Annotated in this window: 12 protein-coding genes; 4 read left to right on the forward strand and 8 right to left on the reverse strand. The window is 57.6% G+C overall.

Going from position 1 to position 15,207, the window contains the following annotated elements:
- Positions 1-15 precede the first annotated feature (15 nt).
- On the reverse strand, positions 16-1,176 hold the full coding sequence (locus Q0Y21_RS05395; RefSeq protein WP_297792298.1) for a PEGA domain-containing protein: 1,161 nt from the start codon (positions 1,174-1,176) through the stop codon (positions 16-18).
- A gap of 102 nt (positions 1,177-1,278) precedes the next feature.
- Positions 1,279-1,821: a hypothetical protein gene (locus tag Q0Y21_RS05400; RefSeq protein WP_297792300.1), complete on the reverse strand. Its 543-nt coding sequence runs from the start codon at positions 1,819-1,821 to the stop codon at positions 1,279-1,281.
- Between the two features lie 120 nt (positions 1,822-1,941).
- On the opposite strand from Q0Y21_RS05400, the gene Q0Y21_RS05405 reads away from it, so the two are divergent.
- Positions 1,942-4,866, forward strand: a complete 2,925-nt coding sequence (locus Q0Y21_RS05405) for an insulinase family protein (RefSeq protein ID WP_297792302.1) — start codon at positions 1,942-1,944, stop codon at positions 4,864-4,866.
- 65 nt (positions 4,867-4,931) lie between these two features.
- Here the strand turns inward: Q0Y21_RS05405 and Q0Y21_RS05410 are convergent, their stop codons facing one another.
- On the reverse strand, positions 4,932-5,747 hold the full coding sequence (locus Q0Y21_RS05410; RefSeq protein WP_297792303.1) for a pyruvate, water dikinase regulatory protein: 816 nt from the start codon (positions 5,745-5,747) through the stop codon (positions 4,932-4,934).
- A 124-nt stretch (positions 5,748-5,871) separates the two neighbouring features.
- On the opposite strand from Q0Y21_RS05410, the gene ppsA reads away from it, so the two are divergent.
- Complete coding sequence (gene ppsA / locus Q0Y21_RS05415) at positions 5,872-8,244, forward strand: phosphoenolpyruvate synthase (protein WP_297792305.1); 2,373 nt, start codon at positions 5,872-5,874, stop codon at positions 8,242-8,244.
- A 30-nt stretch (positions 8,245-8,274) separates the two neighbouring features.
- Complete coding sequence (gene rraA, locus Q0Y21_RS05420; RefSeq protein WP_297792307.1) at positions 8,275-8,754, forward strand: ribonuclease E activity regulator RraA; 480 nt, start codon at positions 8,275-8,277, stop codon at positions 8,752-8,754.
- Between the two features lie 57 nt (positions 8,755-8,811).
- Here the strand turns inward: rraA and Q0Y21_RS05425 are convergent, their stop codons facing one another.
- The 3 genes from Q0Y21_RS05425 to Q0Y21_RS05435 all read right to left on the reverse strand — a co-directional run bounded on the left by Q0Y21_RS05425 (position 8,812) and on the right by Q0Y21_RS05435 (position 10,202).
- A complete protein-coding gene (locus tag Q0Y21_RS05425; RefSeq protein WP_297792309.1) occupies positions 8,812-9,102 on the reverse strand; it encodes a PilZ domain-containing protein in 291 nt (96 codons plus the stop codon).
- A gap of 4 nt (positions 9,103-9,106) precedes the next feature.
- Entirely contained in the window at positions 9,107-9,778 is a 672-nt protein-coding gene (locus Q0Y21_RS05430) for a TIGR04211 family SH3 domain-containing protein (protein WP_297792312.1), read from the reverse strand.
- A gap of 124 nt (positions 9,779-9,902) precedes the next feature.
- Entirely contained in the window at positions 9,903-10,202 is a 300-nt protein-coding gene (locus Q0Y21_RS05435; RefSeq protein ID WP_297792313.1) for a YciI family protein, read from the reverse strand.
- Between the two features lie 87 nt (positions 10,203-10,289).
- On the opposite strand from Q0Y21_RS05435, the gene Q0Y21_RS05440 reads away from it, so the two are divergent.
- On the forward strand, positions 10,290-11,159 hold the full coding sequence (locus tag Q0Y21_RS05440; protein ID WP_297792315.1) for a PHP domain-containing protein: 870 nt from the start codon (positions 10,290-10,292) through the stop codon (positions 11,157-11,159).
- 1 nt (position 11,160) lies between these two features.
- Here Q0Y21_RS05440 and Q0Y21_RS05445 read toward each other — a convergent pair whose 3' ends face one another.
- Together Q0Y21_RS05445 and rne are read right to left on the reverse strand one after the other, a co-directional pair.
- A complete protein-coding gene (locus Q0Y21_RS05445; RefSeq protein ID WP_297792317.1) occupies positions 11,161-11,703 on the reverse strand; it encodes a YecA family protein in 543 nt (180 codons plus the stop codon).
- 3 nt (positions 11,704-11,706) lie between these two features.
- On the reverse strand, positions 11,707-14,886 hold the full coding sequence (gene rne / locus Q0Y21_RS05450; RefSeq protein ID WP_297792319.1) for a ribonuclease E: 3,180 nt from the start codon (positions 14,884-14,886) through the stop codon (positions 11,707-11,709).
- Between the last annotated feature and the right edge of the window lie 321 nt (positions 14,887-15,207).

Consider the following 15,207-nt stretch of genomic DNA (forward strand, 5'->3'; position numbering starts at 1 on the left):
TACCGGACTGATGAATTACCAGCCTTCCAGTTGCGGGCACTGGGTGGCCCGGTAACTCTTGTCCCGATAACAAACACCGGGTTCCGTGGTGCGGGCGGTGAAGACCTCGCCGGCCGCGGTTGTCAGGCGAACCTGTCCGTAGGGTTCGCCGTGTTTGAAGGTGGCCTCAATGGAGCTGCCATTAGGGTTGCGGAGCAGGCCTTGGCCGTGGAACTTGCCATTAATATACCCACCTTCATATTTTTTCCCGTCGGCGAACACTTCGGCGCCGGAGCCGTGGAAGTCGCCGTTGGAGAATTCACCTTCATAGTGGCGGCCATCCGGGTAGGTCAGACTCCCCCGGCCGTGAAATTTGCCATCGCGGAAGCCGCCAACGTAGAGCATTCCGTCTGTCGTGGTAAGGGAACCATGGCCATTCAGTCGCCCTTCTGACCACTCACCTGTCAGGATGTCGCCGTTGGCCCGTGTCAGCGTCCCCTGACCGTGGAACTCACCATCAATAAAGTGGCCCTCATACCTTAGTCCTTCGCCGTTCTGGTATGTGCCATCGCCGGTTTTCACGCCCCCGATCCACGTGCCGTTACGGAAGTTCACGGTGGTATAGGCCTCCAACCTGCCGACCAGGGTCATTTCCTGCCCGGCTTTCATATCGATCGTCCGAACCCAGGGTTTGAATCCGGCCTTGCTGATGGTGATGTCGTATTTGCCCGGGTCCAGCTCCAGATCAAGGCGTGTGGCGCCATAGTCACGGCCGTTGATGGTGACGGTATCGCCCCTCAAGTTGGAGCGCAGCACCAGCGTAGCGGTTGTGGGTTCCGGTTTCTCAGCAACAGGGGCGGGCCGGGTGTCTGTTTGGGGCTCCATTGCAGTGTGTGGTTCCGCGAGTGCCACGATCTTGGGGGGGGCCGGTGGAGGGGAGATAGAAAAAGGCTCCAGCTCTGGAAGATTGTGAGCCACGGCTTCAGAGTGCGGCGAAGCAATGTTCACTGTCTCGATGGGTGTGGGCTCATTCGCAAGAGGAGGGGAGGTGTCAGCAATGGTGCTTACTGGTGCGTTTTCTTCGGCAGCAATTGCATCAATTGACGACGCATCCTGGCGAATGGAGGCGAACCCCGCCGTGACCATTAGCATCAGGGCCAGCGCATTGACGAACAGCAGTGGTCTGGCGTCGACCATGGGAAACCTCGCATTCCTGCATTCCAGACAGCTCCATCTTAATCAGGGAATGCGAGGTTATGTAACAGAAAGTATCTGAATTTAACGAGAATGTCGGACAAATCACACTTTGTCCGGAAGTTGATCATGGTTGAGCTGTTCCCATGACCGCATATAGACATCCGCTTCGTATTCATAGGGTGAACGGAACGGGGTGAGCACGAAGTCGAACACCAGGAAGAAGAAGCCCACGGACACCCAGGCGATAGTGAGGGTGCTGATGGTGGTGGCCTGAACTTCCGGATTGGAGTCCACAAAACTCTGGAGAACGGGGATCAGATCGGTAGCCATAACGACCGGGTTGAAACTCGATAGTACAAAGGGCACCCAGAAAGCGAGGAAGATGGGGAAAAAACCGAATGACCAGAGGATGCGGCGCAGCATGTATATACCGGCTTCTCGCCAGTAACGTTGTCGGACCTCCGGTTCCTTGCGTATCCGCTCAATATAGCGCCGGCGCTCGGCCCAGTAAGCCGCAACTTCCGGTGCCTGGATGGAGTCGGTGCCCGTGCTGGCGGTTACATCAGTGCGCGCGGGGGCAGCCTGATCAGCTGAGTCGCTGGAATCTGGAGCCTGGCTGGTGTGATTCGCGGTTTCTGTGGTCATGGATTCGGGTACTACCTTAATTGGCTACAGGGCTGATGATAGGCTACTGGACTGATGCATGATAATAGATAGTACGTGTTACCCTACAAGTCTAAAATCGTTAAAGACAGGATAGATTGAATGGCTGCAGTGATCGACAACGCAACCCATCCGGCTTTTGAGAAGCTTCGCAGTCACCGGATTGGCACTCTGAACCTGACCGTTGAAGAGTATCGTCATCGCAAGACCGGCGCGCGGCACCTGCACATGGCGGCAGACAACGACGAAAATGTGTTCTTTGTAGCCCTGCGCACCTTTCCGATGGACTCCACCGGTGTGGCCCATGTCCTGGAGCATACCGCATTGTGCGGTAGTGAGCGGTATCCGGTGCGGGATCCCTTTTTCATGATGATCCGGCGCTCCCTCAACACCTTCATGAACGCGTTCACCAGCAGCGACTGGACGGCCTATCCGTTCGCCAGCATGAACCGCAAGGATTTCGATAACCTGCTTTCGGTATATCTGGATTCGGTGTTCTTTTCCAAACTGGATCCCCTGGATTTCGCCCAGGAAGGGCACCGCCTGGAGTTCGATAAGCCCGAGGACCCCGGTACGGACCTGGTCTATCGCGGTGTGGTGTACAACGAAATGAAGGGGGCCATGAGTTCGCCAACTTCCCAGCTGTGGCAGAACCTGTCCAGCCATCTGTTCCAGACCACTACTTATCACTACAACAGTGGCGGCGAACCGGACCATATTGTCGACCTGAGTTACGACGATCTGGTGAAGTTCTACCGTCACCACTATCACCCAAGCAACGCGATCTTTGCCACCTACGGCAATATTCCGGCTCATGAGCACCATGAGCGTTTCGAGAGTCTGGCGCTGAATCGGTTTGACCGTCAGGACATTGAACTGCCGGTCAGGGATGAAAAGCGCATGTTTGCGCCGGTTCGGGTTGAGCAGGGGTACGCCATAAGTGAAGGAGAAGACACTGACAACAAGACCCATATAGTCATGGGCTGGTTGCTGGGTCACAGCTTTGACCTGCAGGAGAACCTGGAAGGTCAGCTGCTCTCGGCGGTGTTGCTGGAGAACAGTGCCTCGCCACTGATGCGGGCCCTGGAAACCACCGATATTGGTCACGCGCCATCCCCCATGTGCGGGCTGGAGGACTCCAACCGTGAAATGACCTTTGTCTGCGGCATTGAGGGCACGGAGCCGGAGCAGCAAAAGGCGTTGGAGGAACTGATCGAAGGGACTCTGCGCAAAGTGGCGGAAGAGGGCGTCAGTGAAGAACGCCTTGAAGCGATCCTCCACCAGCTGGAGCTGCATCAGCGTGAGATTGCCGGTGATCAGTTCCCCTATGGGTTGCAGCTGATTATGCAGGCCATTTCCCCCATGGTTCACGGTGGTGATCCGGTGGAGCTGTTGGACCTGGAGCCGGTACTGGCGGATATGCGTGAGAAAATCCGCAATCCCCGGTATGTGCCGGACCTGATCCGCAGGAAGCTGCTGGAGAACCCGCATCGTGTAACACTGACCCTGCGCCCCGATGACAAGCTTGAAAGCCGCCGTCAGCAGGCTATCCGTGAAGCGCTGGCGCGTCGGAAGGCCACGCTGACTGATGAAGAGGTCAAACAGATTGTGAATCGTGCCCAGGCACTGGAAGAGCGTCAGCAGCGCAAGGATGACGATTCGATTCTGCCGAAAGTGGATCTGACCGACGTGCCCCTGCAGATGCCGGAGCCGGAATGCCGGTATGAAGGTGACATTGGTGCAACGGTCTATGCCCGCGGTACCAATGGACTGGTCTACGAGCAGGTCGTCTTGCCGGTACCTGACCTGACCGAAGACGAGCTGTTGCTGCTGCCTTACTACACCACGCTGATCCCGGAGGTGGGTTGTGGTGAGCTGGATTATCTGCAAATGCAGGATCGTATTTCGGCGGAATCCGGCGGTATCGGCGCGTCGTTCTCCGCGAAAGGCCGCATCGATGATGTCCAGGACCTGTCCGGCTACCTGATCTTCAACGGTAAAGCCCTGGCTCGCAATCGTACCGAACTGACCCGCTTGCTGAGTGATGTCTTCCATGGCGCCCGCTTTGACGAGACCGAGCGGGTGCGTGAGTTGATTGCCCAGATCCGTGCCCGCCGTGAGCAGGCGGTGACCGGCAGTGGTCACGCTCTCGCCATGGGGGCGGCTTCCCAGGGAATGAGTCCGGGCGCCTGGTTGTCGTTCCGTATTGGTGGTCTGGAGGCGATACGTGGCACCAAGACGTTGGATAAAGCCCTGAACGATCCCGAGGAGCTGGAAGCGTTCTGCAGCAAACTGGCGGCATTGCATCGCAAGATCCAGAGGCAATCGCGACAGTTTTTGGTGATTGGTGAAGATGAGCAGCTCAGTCCGATGCTGGACGATCTGAAGGCAAGCTGGCAGGCGGTCGAGTCGACGGAGTCCGGGGGCTGGAAGATGGCTCCGGTTAATTACACCACGCGCCAGGCCTGGCTCACGTCTACCCAGGTGAATTTCTGTGCCAAGGCGTACAGAACGGTCGCAGTGGATCACGAAGATGCCCCGGCGTTGACTGTGTTGGGCGGCTTCCTGCGTAACGGTTATCTGCACCGGGCGATTCGCGAGAAGGGCGGAGCCTACGGTGGTGGTGCCGGTCAGGACAGCGTCAACGGTACCTTCCGGTTTTTCTCCTACCGCGATCCGCGGCTGGCCGAGACCCTGGAAGATTTTGACAGCGCTCTGACCTGGCTTCAGGAAGCGGACCATGACCCCCAGGAGCTGGAAGAGTCCATCCTCGGGGTGATTGGTCAGCTGGATCGTCCCCGCTCGCCGGCGGGTGCGGCAAGGCATGCCTTCCATAACCAGTTGTTTGGCCGCACCCCGGAGCAGCGTGCCAGGTTCCGGGAGCGTGTGTTGGCAGTGACGCTGGAGGATCTGAAACGGGTGGCACGCCAGTGGCTGGTGCCGGAGAATGCCAGTACCGCCGTGGTGACCAGCCCGGAAAACCGCCAGGTGGCGGAGGAACTGGAGCTGGAAATCCAGGAACTATAAGGCGTGGGAGCCGGGACAGTGCTTATCAGGGCGCTGTCCCGGTGATTGTTCGCCTGATCAGGGCCTTACCGGTTGCGCTTAAGTCCGGTGGCGACCATGATTCGGGTGGAAATTTCCTCGACAGAGTAAGCCGTGGTATTCAGGTAGGGAATCCGCTCCCTCCGGTACATCAACTCAATCTCTTCGATTTCGTGCATGCACTGCTTCATTGAGGAGTAGCGCGAATTCGGACGCCGTTCGTTGCGTATGGTGGCCAGTCTCTCCGGCTCGATGGTGAGCCCGAAAATCTTTTCCTTATAAGGCTTCAGTGCCGACGGCATCTGCTGATCGTCCAGGTCTTCCTCGGTGATCGGGTAGTTTGCGGCTTTGACGCCGTATTGCAGGGCCAGGTAGAGGCAGGTTGGTGTTTTGCCACTGCGGGAGGCGCCCACCAGGATCAGATCAGCCTCATCGTAATAACGTGTCCGGGCTCCGTCATCGTTGTCGAGGGCAAAGTTAACCGCCTCGATGCGACGTTCGTAATTACCCGCGTTGTTAATGGAGTGGGATTTGCCCACGGTATAGGATGAGGAAGATTGTAATTCCTGCTCCAGAGGGTTCAGGAAGGTACCAAAGATGTCTACCATGAAGCCGTCCGCATCCGAGATGATCCCGCGGATGTCGCTGTCAACGATGGTGTCGAACACCAGCGGTCGGCTCTGATCGGTTTCTGAGGCCTTGTTGATGCGTTTGACCATATCCCGGGCCTTGTCCGCATCGTCAATGTAGGGCACGGTTACTTTTTCGAAATCAATTTTTTCAAATTGGGCCAGAAGGCTGTTGCCGAGGGCTTCGGCGGTCAGGCCGGTACCGTCGGAAATAAAGAAAGCAGTTCGTTTCATGGTGTGTAATCCTACTCCGGATTCGACGGGTTCCCTAGGTAATTGCCGCAGGTTACAGTATCATACACGCCCAGTTCGAGACTGCGCAGCGCAGAATGCTCTAATGAATCAAGGGAGACGTGCTTTGGAAGATTACATTATCTGGTTTGATCACCTGGGAATGTCCGATGTTGACCGGGTAGGGGGAAAGAATGCCTCTCTCGGAGAAATGATCAGTAATCTTGCCAATGCAGGTGTTACCGTTCCGGGTGGCTTTGCAACCACGGCCCATGCCTACCGGGAATTCCTGGCGACCGACGGACTGAAGGACAAGATCGATCAGGCTCTTGATGAGCTGGATATCAACGATGTGAACGAACTGGCCAGAGTGGGTTCCCGTATTCGCCAGTGGGTAATCGACACACCGTTTCCGGAAGTGCTCGATAACGCCCTGAAAGAAGCCTACTCCAACCTGCGGGATGGCAATGACCAGATGGCTGTCGCCGTGCGTTCCTCCGCCACGGCGGAAGATCTGCCGGATGCGTCGTTTGCTGGCCAGCAGGAGACTTTCCTGAATGTGGTGGGTCTCGAGCAGGTACGCACCTCCGTCAAGGAAGTGTTCGCCTCGCTGTTTAATGACCGCGCCATTTCCTATCGGGTTCACCACGGGTTCGATCATAAGCTGGTGGCATTGTCCGCCGGCATCCAGAAGATGGTACGCAGTGAAACTGCAGCCAGTGGCGTAATGTTTACTCTGGATACCGAATCCGGCTTCCGCGATGTAGTGTTTGTCACCGCTTCCTATGGTCTCGGTGAAACCGTGGTTCAGGGCGCCGTTAACCCGGATGAATTCTATGTCCACAAGCCAACCCTTGAGGCTGGTCGTCCGGCGGTGCTGCGTCGCAACCTGGGAAGCAAGGCCATCAAGATGGTCTACCATTCCAGCCCCGGCGAAGGCCAGTTCGTTGAGACCGTGAAGGTTGAGCAGGAAGATCGTAACCGCTTCTGTATTAACGACGCGGAAGTGGAAGAATTGGCCAAACAGGCCATGATCATCGAAAAGCATTACCAGCGCCCGATGGATATCGAATGGGCCAAGGATGGTGACGACGGCCGGATCTACATCGTTCAGGCCCGTCCTGAAACCGTCAAGAGCCGTGCGGCCGCCAACGTCATGGAACGTTACCTGTTGAACGAGACCGGCAAGGTGCTGGTGGAAGGCCGTAGTATCGGTCACAAGATTGGTAGCGGCCCTGTCAAGATTGTCGAAAGTATCAACGAAATGGATCGGGTCCAGCCGGGTGATGTTCTGGTCACGGATATGACCGACCCTGACTGGGAACCGGTCATGAAGCGCGCCTCCGCCATCGTCACCGACCGTGGCGGCCGTACCTGTCACGCTGCCATTATTGCCCGTGAACTGGGTATTCCGGCGGTGGTTGGCTGTGGTGATGCCACGGAACTGCTGAAAGATGGCCAGGAAGTGACCGTATCCTGTGCTGAGGGCGATACTGGCATGATTTATGAGGGCGCCCTGGACTTTGAGTTGCGGGAAAATACCGTGGACTCCATGCCCAATATTCCGTTCAAGATCATGATGAACGTGGGCAACCCGGATCGGGCGTTTGATTTCCAGGCGCTGCCCAACGAGGGGGTTGGCCTGGCTCGCCTGGAATTTATTATTAACCGGATGATTGGCGTTCACCCCAAGGCTTTGCTCAATTTTGACGGCCTGCCACGGGACATCAAGCAGACGGTCGAAAAGCGCATTTCCGGCTATCCGTCCCCGGTCGATTTCTACATCGACAAGCTGGTTGAAGGTATCTCCACTCTGGCGGCGGCGTTTGCGCCCAAGAAGGTTATCGTGCGTCTTTCGGACTTCAAGTCCAACGAATACGCCAACCTGATCGGTGGCACGCTGTATGAGCCGGATGAAGAAAACCCGATGCTGGGCTTCCGCGGTGCTTCCCGCTACATTTCCGAGACTTTCCGGGACTGTTTTGAACTGGAATGCCGCGCACTCCAGAAAGTACGGAATGACATGGGGCTGACCAACGTTGAGGTCATGGTGCCGTTTGTTCGTACCGTTGGGGAAGCTGAGCAGGTGGTGAGCCTGCTGGCCGAGAACGGCCTGAAACGCGGCGAAAATGGCCTGCGGGTGATCATGATGTGTGAGCTCCCGGCTAACGCGATTCTGGCTGAGCAGTTCCTGGAGCATTTCGACGGTTTCTCCATCGGCTCCAATGACCTGACCCAGCTCACCCTGGGGCTGGACCGGGATTCCGGTATCATTGCGCATCTGTTCGACGAGCGGAACGACGCCGTCAAGGCATTGCTGTCCAACGCGATTCAGGCCTGCAAGAAAGCCAACAAGTACATTGGCATTTGCGGTCAGGGTCCGTCGGATCACCCCGATTTGGCCAAGTGGCTGATGGATCAGGGTATTGATACCGTGTCCCTGAACCCGGATTCGGTACTGGATACCTGGTTCTTCCTGGCCGACGAAAAGATCGACTGAATTCATTTCCAGGATAAGGAGAGCGACAACGTGGCAAACATTATTACCCCCGACCTGTGTGACGAGTTTCCGGAAGTGAAGGTCGCCGAACCCGGCTTCAATAACTACGGAGGCATCAAGGCCTTTGGTGGTGAGATCGTGACCGTTAAGTGCTTTGAGGACAATTCGGTGGTCAAGGAGCAGGTGGGGCTGCCCGGTGAGGGCCGGGTGATGGTTGTCGATGGTGGCGGTTCAAAACGCCATGCCTTACTGGGTGATATGTTGGCGGAAAAAGCTGCGAGCAACGGCTGGGCGGGTCTGATTATCTATGGCTGCGTTCGTGACGTGGATGAGATTGGCAACACCGATCTGGGTGTCCAGGCGCTGGATACCTATCCCCGCAAGAGCGAGAAGCGTGGCCTTGGCGACCTGAATGTGCCGGTGACCTTTCACGGGGTAACCTTCCAGCCGGGGCAATTCGTTTATGCTGACAACAACGGCATCATCGTATCGGAGAAGCCGTTGGTCTGACCTTCGGTTTTCCCGGTACAAACAAAAACGGCGGCCAATTGGCCGCCGTTTTTTATTTCAGCGAGTCACTTCGCTGATGGTTGTTCCCAGAAGAAACCCGTCTCCCTCAGGCTCACATCGGACTACTTCGCACACGGTTTCCAGGGGAGGGAACTGGTCGCCGGAAGGGTGGAGAATGGTGTGAAGCTCTTCCCCAACCGCAACGGCGCGGTCAACATACAGTTGCATGCCAGCGGCGCTCAGGTCACGGCATATGCCAGTGAATGTCTCGCCGCTGGTGTCTGTAATTTTGATCTCCGAATTCACCTGCATGCGATGGAAATCGCGCTTTTCCGAGTAGTCCTTCATAGGTTCAGGCCCAGTTATCTGTTTTTCTTGTGGGTTTTAGCATCGGAATAATGAGGGCCAGAAGGACCCCGCCCAGTACCAGCGCTGCGCCAAGCAGCATGAAGTCGGATTCTTTGCTGGCCTCCAGCCGTTCGTTTTCGGCCGTCAACACTTCCAGGTCATTGCGGAGTTTCTGATTTTCTTCTCGCAGTTCGCGATTTCGCCGTTGGATGTTAAGCGAATCGGAAGAAACTTCCTTGACCCTTCTGAGTTCTTCCTGAAGCTCTTCAGAACGGTTGGAAAGCGAGGATTCGGCACTGCGAAGTTCGTCACGTTCAGCGGTGACAGTGCTGAGCTGCTCTCTGGCTTCATTGAGTTCGCTGCGAGCGGCCTCCAACTGGCGGGTGGCGCGCTCCAGAAGGTCGCGGGCGATGGGGCTGTCGCTCAGGTACTGTTTGGACACCCATCCCTCATTGCCTTTGGGTGTCCTTACCTTGGTAAAGTTCTCGTTGGAGGTGTCGAGCACCTCCAGTGGTGTGCCGCTGGGCAGGGCGTTTTCGATGATTCGGTATTGGGTGCCAGGGCCTGAGCGAACTGGCAAATACAGCTGGTCGTCCACGTATGCGGTCCTCGCCTGGGCTACCGCCACAGAGGAAACGACAATTAGAATACTGAGAATAAAGCGGATGAACGTCACGGATTATATTTCCTGAGTTTTGCGATGGTCGGACAGTCAGCGTTTAAAGACGCAATTTTGTCACAGCTTCCCCGGTGTTCAAGCAACGTATTATTACAATACGCTCATGGACCCCTGTCGCGGTTCAGGGCAGGACGGCCTTGAACGGCTTGACGGTGACTTTCTGGTAAACACCCGCGTCTACGTACGGGTCAGCGTCTGCCCAGTGCTGTGCAGCCTCCAGGGAGTCGAACTCGGCGATCACAAGACTGCCGGTAAAGCCGGCTTCGCCGGGTTCCGGAGTGTCCAGGGCAGGATGAGGTCCGGCTACCAACAGCCGCCCCTCGGCCTTGAGCGCCTGAAGACGTTCAATGTGTGCGGGGCGGGCGGTTTGCCGCAGCGGCAGGCTGTTATCGACGTCCTCGCTGATAATGGCGTAGTACATGAAAGTCTCCGGGACATTGTGTGATACAGGCAATGGCTTGACTGGTACACTGCCTGTCAGAATTTCATATTAGCTTCAGGAATTTTTGTGACTATACCCCAAGAATCTTCGTTCTGCATTGACCTGCACTGCCACAGCACGGCATCGGATGGTGCCCTGGCGCCGGCTGAGGTGGTTTGCAGGGCCGTCGAAAAGGGTGTCACCCACCTGGCGTTGACTGACCATGACACCATTGAAGGTCTGCCGGAAGCGCAAGTCGCGGCGGATACCTCCGGAATTACACTGATCAGTGGCACCGAGCTGTCCTGCCTCTGGAAAACCCAGACCATTCATGTGGTTGGCCTTGATTTTGACCGTAACAATGGGGCTTTTGTGGAGGCGCTCGCCCGTCAGCATGAGAATCGCTGGGCCCGGGCGCGGATGATTGATGAGCGCCTTCACAAAGTTGGCGTCCCTGATTTGCTGGGCAAGGCCACCGACAAAGCCGGTGGTGATGTGCCGGGACGGCCCCACTTTGCCCGGGTGTTGGTGGAAGAAGGCAAAGTGAAGGACTCGGCACAGGCATTCAAGCGTTATCTGGGAGCCGGTAAGCCCGGAGATGTAAAGGCCTTTTGGCCGGAGCTATCGGAAGTTGTCCGGTGGATCACTGATGCTGGCGGAGTTGCGGTATTGGCCCATCCACGCAAATACCGGATGACGGCTACCAAGCTGCGCAATCTGGTTCACGATTTCATAAGGGCCGGGGGGCGTTCGATTGAGGTATCAACCTCCGGCCAATCCAGTGGTGATCTGGGATTTCTGGCGGAGCTGTGCCGCCGGCAGGAGTTGCTGGCCTCCCAGGGAAGCGATTTCCATTTCCCGGGGGCGCCCTGGTGTGAGCTGGGCAATATCATGAAAATGCCAGACGGGCTGGAGCCGGTCTGGCATCATTTCAGGCAACCTGCAGGGCGCGCTTAGTCTAATCGGGCGCGTGAAAGAGCAGGTACAGGTCGGTCAGTGAATCCGGAATAGCATCCGCCATCTGTCGGGACAGCTTGTCGCTATTACGGACATTCTGGAAGTCCTCATCCTCGAACAGGCCGGACAAAGTCAGCATTGGCACCAGGAGGTCAGCGGTTTCATCTTCGCCCCCGGCCTGCAGCCATTCATCTTCTCGCTCCAGGAAGGTGTCGACGAACCCGGCGCACCAGTTTTCCAGTGCGTTCATTGGGTCGCCGTCCTCTGGTTCGGGGAGCTCAAGGGGCTGTCCCATGTCCAGGGAATGAGCCATGTCCTTTGTCAGCTGGTGGACGCAGTGGCTGAATATCTCCGGTACCTGACCGCCGGGAAGCTCGTCGCTTCCCGTGGCCAGACGGAAGATTTCTTCCGCCGACAGTTCAACCGGTCCGACAACGCTGGCGCAAACCACTCCGTGAAGCCCGAAGAAATCCAGGGCATCGTCGCCCCAGGGTTCCGCGAACAGAATATCTTCCAGTGCTTCAATATCCGAATTGGATAGCATGCCTTAGTTACTCCCGGCCTTTTTGGCCTCTTCCGCAGCTCGCTGACGTTTGCGAACTTCTCTCGGATCATTGTAGGCACGTCCGGGCGTTACCGGTACTTCCGGTGCCTTGTCGGCACTCGGTTGCTCGGCTGCTTTCTCCGGCTGCTTTGTTTCTGGCTCAGGCTGTTTAGCTTCTTCTGGCTCGGACTGTTTGGTCTCGGGCGCCGGCTGCCTGGCCTCTGGCTCGGGCTGTTTCTTTGCCTCGGCCGGTTTCTCTGCAGGTGCAGTCTCGGTCTCAGGCTGAGCATCCGATTTTTCGGGTTGTGCCGCAGGTTTCTCTGCCTTGGGCGCCGACTGTTCTGCGGCGCGCTCAGCTTTTGGCTCGGTACCCGTCTCGGCAGCCGGGGCCTCTGGCTTGGCGGCCTCTGCTTTCGGTGCTTGCGCTTCGGCTTCAGCTGGTTGCTTGTCCTGCTGGGCAGGCTTTGCAGCGGCTTCCGACATTTCCGGGGCTTTCTGAGCCTCACCGCTGGTTGCCGGCTTGCTGTCAGCTGCTTTGTTTTCGGTCTTGGGCGCTTCCACAGCCTTGTCAGTCTTTTCGGACTTGTCTTCGGCTGCCGCTACCGGCTTTTCGGGCTGCGAAGGCGCAGATTTGTCCTCTGCCTTGTCCTCAGCCTTTTTCTCCCGCTGCTTGCGTGCGGGTTTGCGCTCGGACTTGGCTTCGGCTTGTGCGTCAGCGGCCTGCTCTGGTGCGCCCTGAGCCTTCTCCGCAGCCTTTGACTCGCCCTTCTGTTCAGGTTTTTCAGACTTCTTCTCTGCCTTGGCCGGGGCCTGGCTCTCAGTCTTGGTGGCCTTTTCAGAAGGCTTGTTCTCGGCCTTCGGTGCCTGGGCTTCCGCAGCTTTCGGCCTGGCGTCGGTCTTCACCTCTGGTTTGGAGGTATCCTGGCGTTCTTCCGGCTGAGTGTCCTTCTGGTGCCGCTCGCTGCGAGACGTCTTGCGCTCTGCTGGCGTGGATGCCGGCGTTTCGGCTGGAGAGCCATCGCGGTTACGGGCGCGGCGCGGCTTGCGGCGTTTTTCATCGCTACCGCCTTTTTCAGGAGTGCCCTTGCCGGCTGTGCTGTCCTGTTGCTCGCGGTTGTCCTTCTGGTCCTTCTGATCGCGCTGATCTTTCTGGTCCCGCTGTGGACGGTTACGGCCCTGACCGCGGCCCTGACCGCCGCGACGGTTGTCGCCACCTTTGCCATCCGCACCCTGACGACCCTGCTGGCCACCACGGGCCTGGTCGTCACCGCGGTTACGGTTACGATTACGGTTGTCGTCGCCTCGAGTCTGTTGACCGGACTGCCTGCGATCGGCACCGCTGCGGTTGCCCTGGCGGCCATCATCCCGTGCTACGCGGGATTTGCGGCGATCCTGGCGGCCCTGGTTGCGACGGTCTTCGCGAACGGTGCGTGGTGTTTGTTGCTGCTCTTTGTCGGTGGTGGTGCTTTCACCCCTGAAGAAGCAGGCAATTTTGCGGCCGAGTTTCCGGAACAGGCCTTCTTCCTGATCGTTCGCCGCAGTGGTCGCTGCCTTTGCCGGAGTCGGCGCCGGGGCAGTGGGGCGGATGGCCTTCACTGCGGCCTGTTCGCGAGCCGGTTGCTGCGCAGCGGGGGCCTCAAACACTTCTTCTTCGCGCTGGCTGTATTCCTCGGCCACCTGATAACTGGAGACATGCTCGGGGCCGGCCTCGTCATCACGCATGCGGACGATCTCGAAATGCGGCGTTTCCATATGAGGCGCAGGTACGACAACAAGGCTGACTTCCTGGCGCGCTTCAATGTCAGCAAGCTGCTTGCGCTTCTCGTTGAGCAGGAAGGTGGCAACGGCGACAGGCACGATGGCCCGCACTTCGCCCGTCTTCTCTTTGGAAGACTCTTCGTAAATCAGGCGCATGATGCTCAGGGCGAGGGATTCAATCCCGCGGATGGTGCCTTGCCCCTCACAGCGAGGGCAGACTTCGCTGCGCGTTTCACCCAGCGACGGCCGCAGGCGCTGTCGGGACATCTCCAGCAGGCCAAAGCGGGAGATCTTGCCGACCTGAACCCGTGCACGGTCGATTTCCAGCGCTTCGCGCATCTTCTGCTCGACTTCGCGCTGGTGTTTGGCAGGCGTCATGTCGATGAAATCGATCACAATCAGGCCGCCCATGTCGCGCAGCCGCAGCTGGCGTGCGATCTCTTCCGCGGCTTCCAGGTTGGTCTGCAGCGCGGTTTCCTCGATGTCATGGCCCTTGGTGGCGCGCGAGGAGTTGATGTCGATGGACACCAGCGCCTCGGTCGGGTCGATAACGATGGAACCGCCAGAAGGCAGCTTCACTTCACGCTGGAATGCAGTCTCAATCTGACCTTCGATCTGGTAGCGGCTGAACAGCGGAATTTCATCCTTGTACAGCTTGATCTTGTTCTCGAACGTGGGCATGACCGCGCGCACAAAGTTCAGGACGTCTTCGTACACGGTGGGGGCATCGATCAGTACTTCGCCGATGTCCTGGCGCAGGTAGTCGCGTACCGCACGAATGATGACGTTGCTTTCCTGATGGATCAGGAAAGGCGCCTTGCGCTCGCTGGCGGCCTGGGTGATGGCTTCCCAGAACTGCACCAGATAGTCGAGGTCCCACTGGAGCTCTTCCGTGGTACGGCCGATGCCGGCGGTGCGCACGATAATGCCCATGGATTTTGGCACCTGAACGTCGTTCATGGCCTCTTTCAGCTGGGCACGCTCATCGCCTTCAATGCGGCGGGAAATACCGCCGGCACGGGGGTTGTTGGGCATCAGGACCAGGTAGCGGCCTGCGAGAGAAATGAATGTAGTCAGAGCAGCGCCTTTGTTGCCGCGCTCTTCCTTGTCCACCTGAATAATGACTTCCTGGCCTTCAGAGACCACGTCCTTGATGTTGATCTTGCCTTCGATCTGTCCCGGGGATTTCTTGAAGTACTCCTTGGAGATTTCCTTCAGGGGCAGAAAGCCATGCCGGTCTGCGCCGAAATCCACAAAGGCGGCTTCGAGGCTGGGCTCTACTCGGGTAATGCGACCCTTGTAGATGTTGGCTTTTTTCTGCTCACGGGAGCTGGATTCGATATCAAGATCAAACAGACGCTGGCCGTCAACGAGGGCGACGCGCAACTCTTCAGGATGAGTTGCATTAATTAGCATTCTTTTCATGGAAAGAAAGGGTTCCTGTCGTTTGGTTTTGACAGAAAACCGGGGGAGATTCATCTGCGAAGCAGAACGTGCGTGCCGCGGGCTTCCTACTGCTGAAGCGAACCGGCGGCCAGACGGATCAGGCCCTCAGGGGATACTGTCCCGTGAGCCTTAGACCACCGCCGACGGTCCGTCTGCCATGGGGCAGGGAGAAGTCGTGTAAGGTAAGTGTCTGTTGACGCATGTTATCCGTTTTCAGGTTCACACTGGTGCCTGGGTCTCACGTCGTATTCGTAAGCTGGACGGCCCGGCCCTGCGTGCTGGTAATGATTCTTCGCGATG

This window comes from uncultured Marinobacter sp., assembly GCF_947259545.1.
Classification (GTDB): Bacteria; Pseudomonadota; Gammaproteobacteria; order Pseudomonadales; family Oleiphilaceae; genus Marinobacter.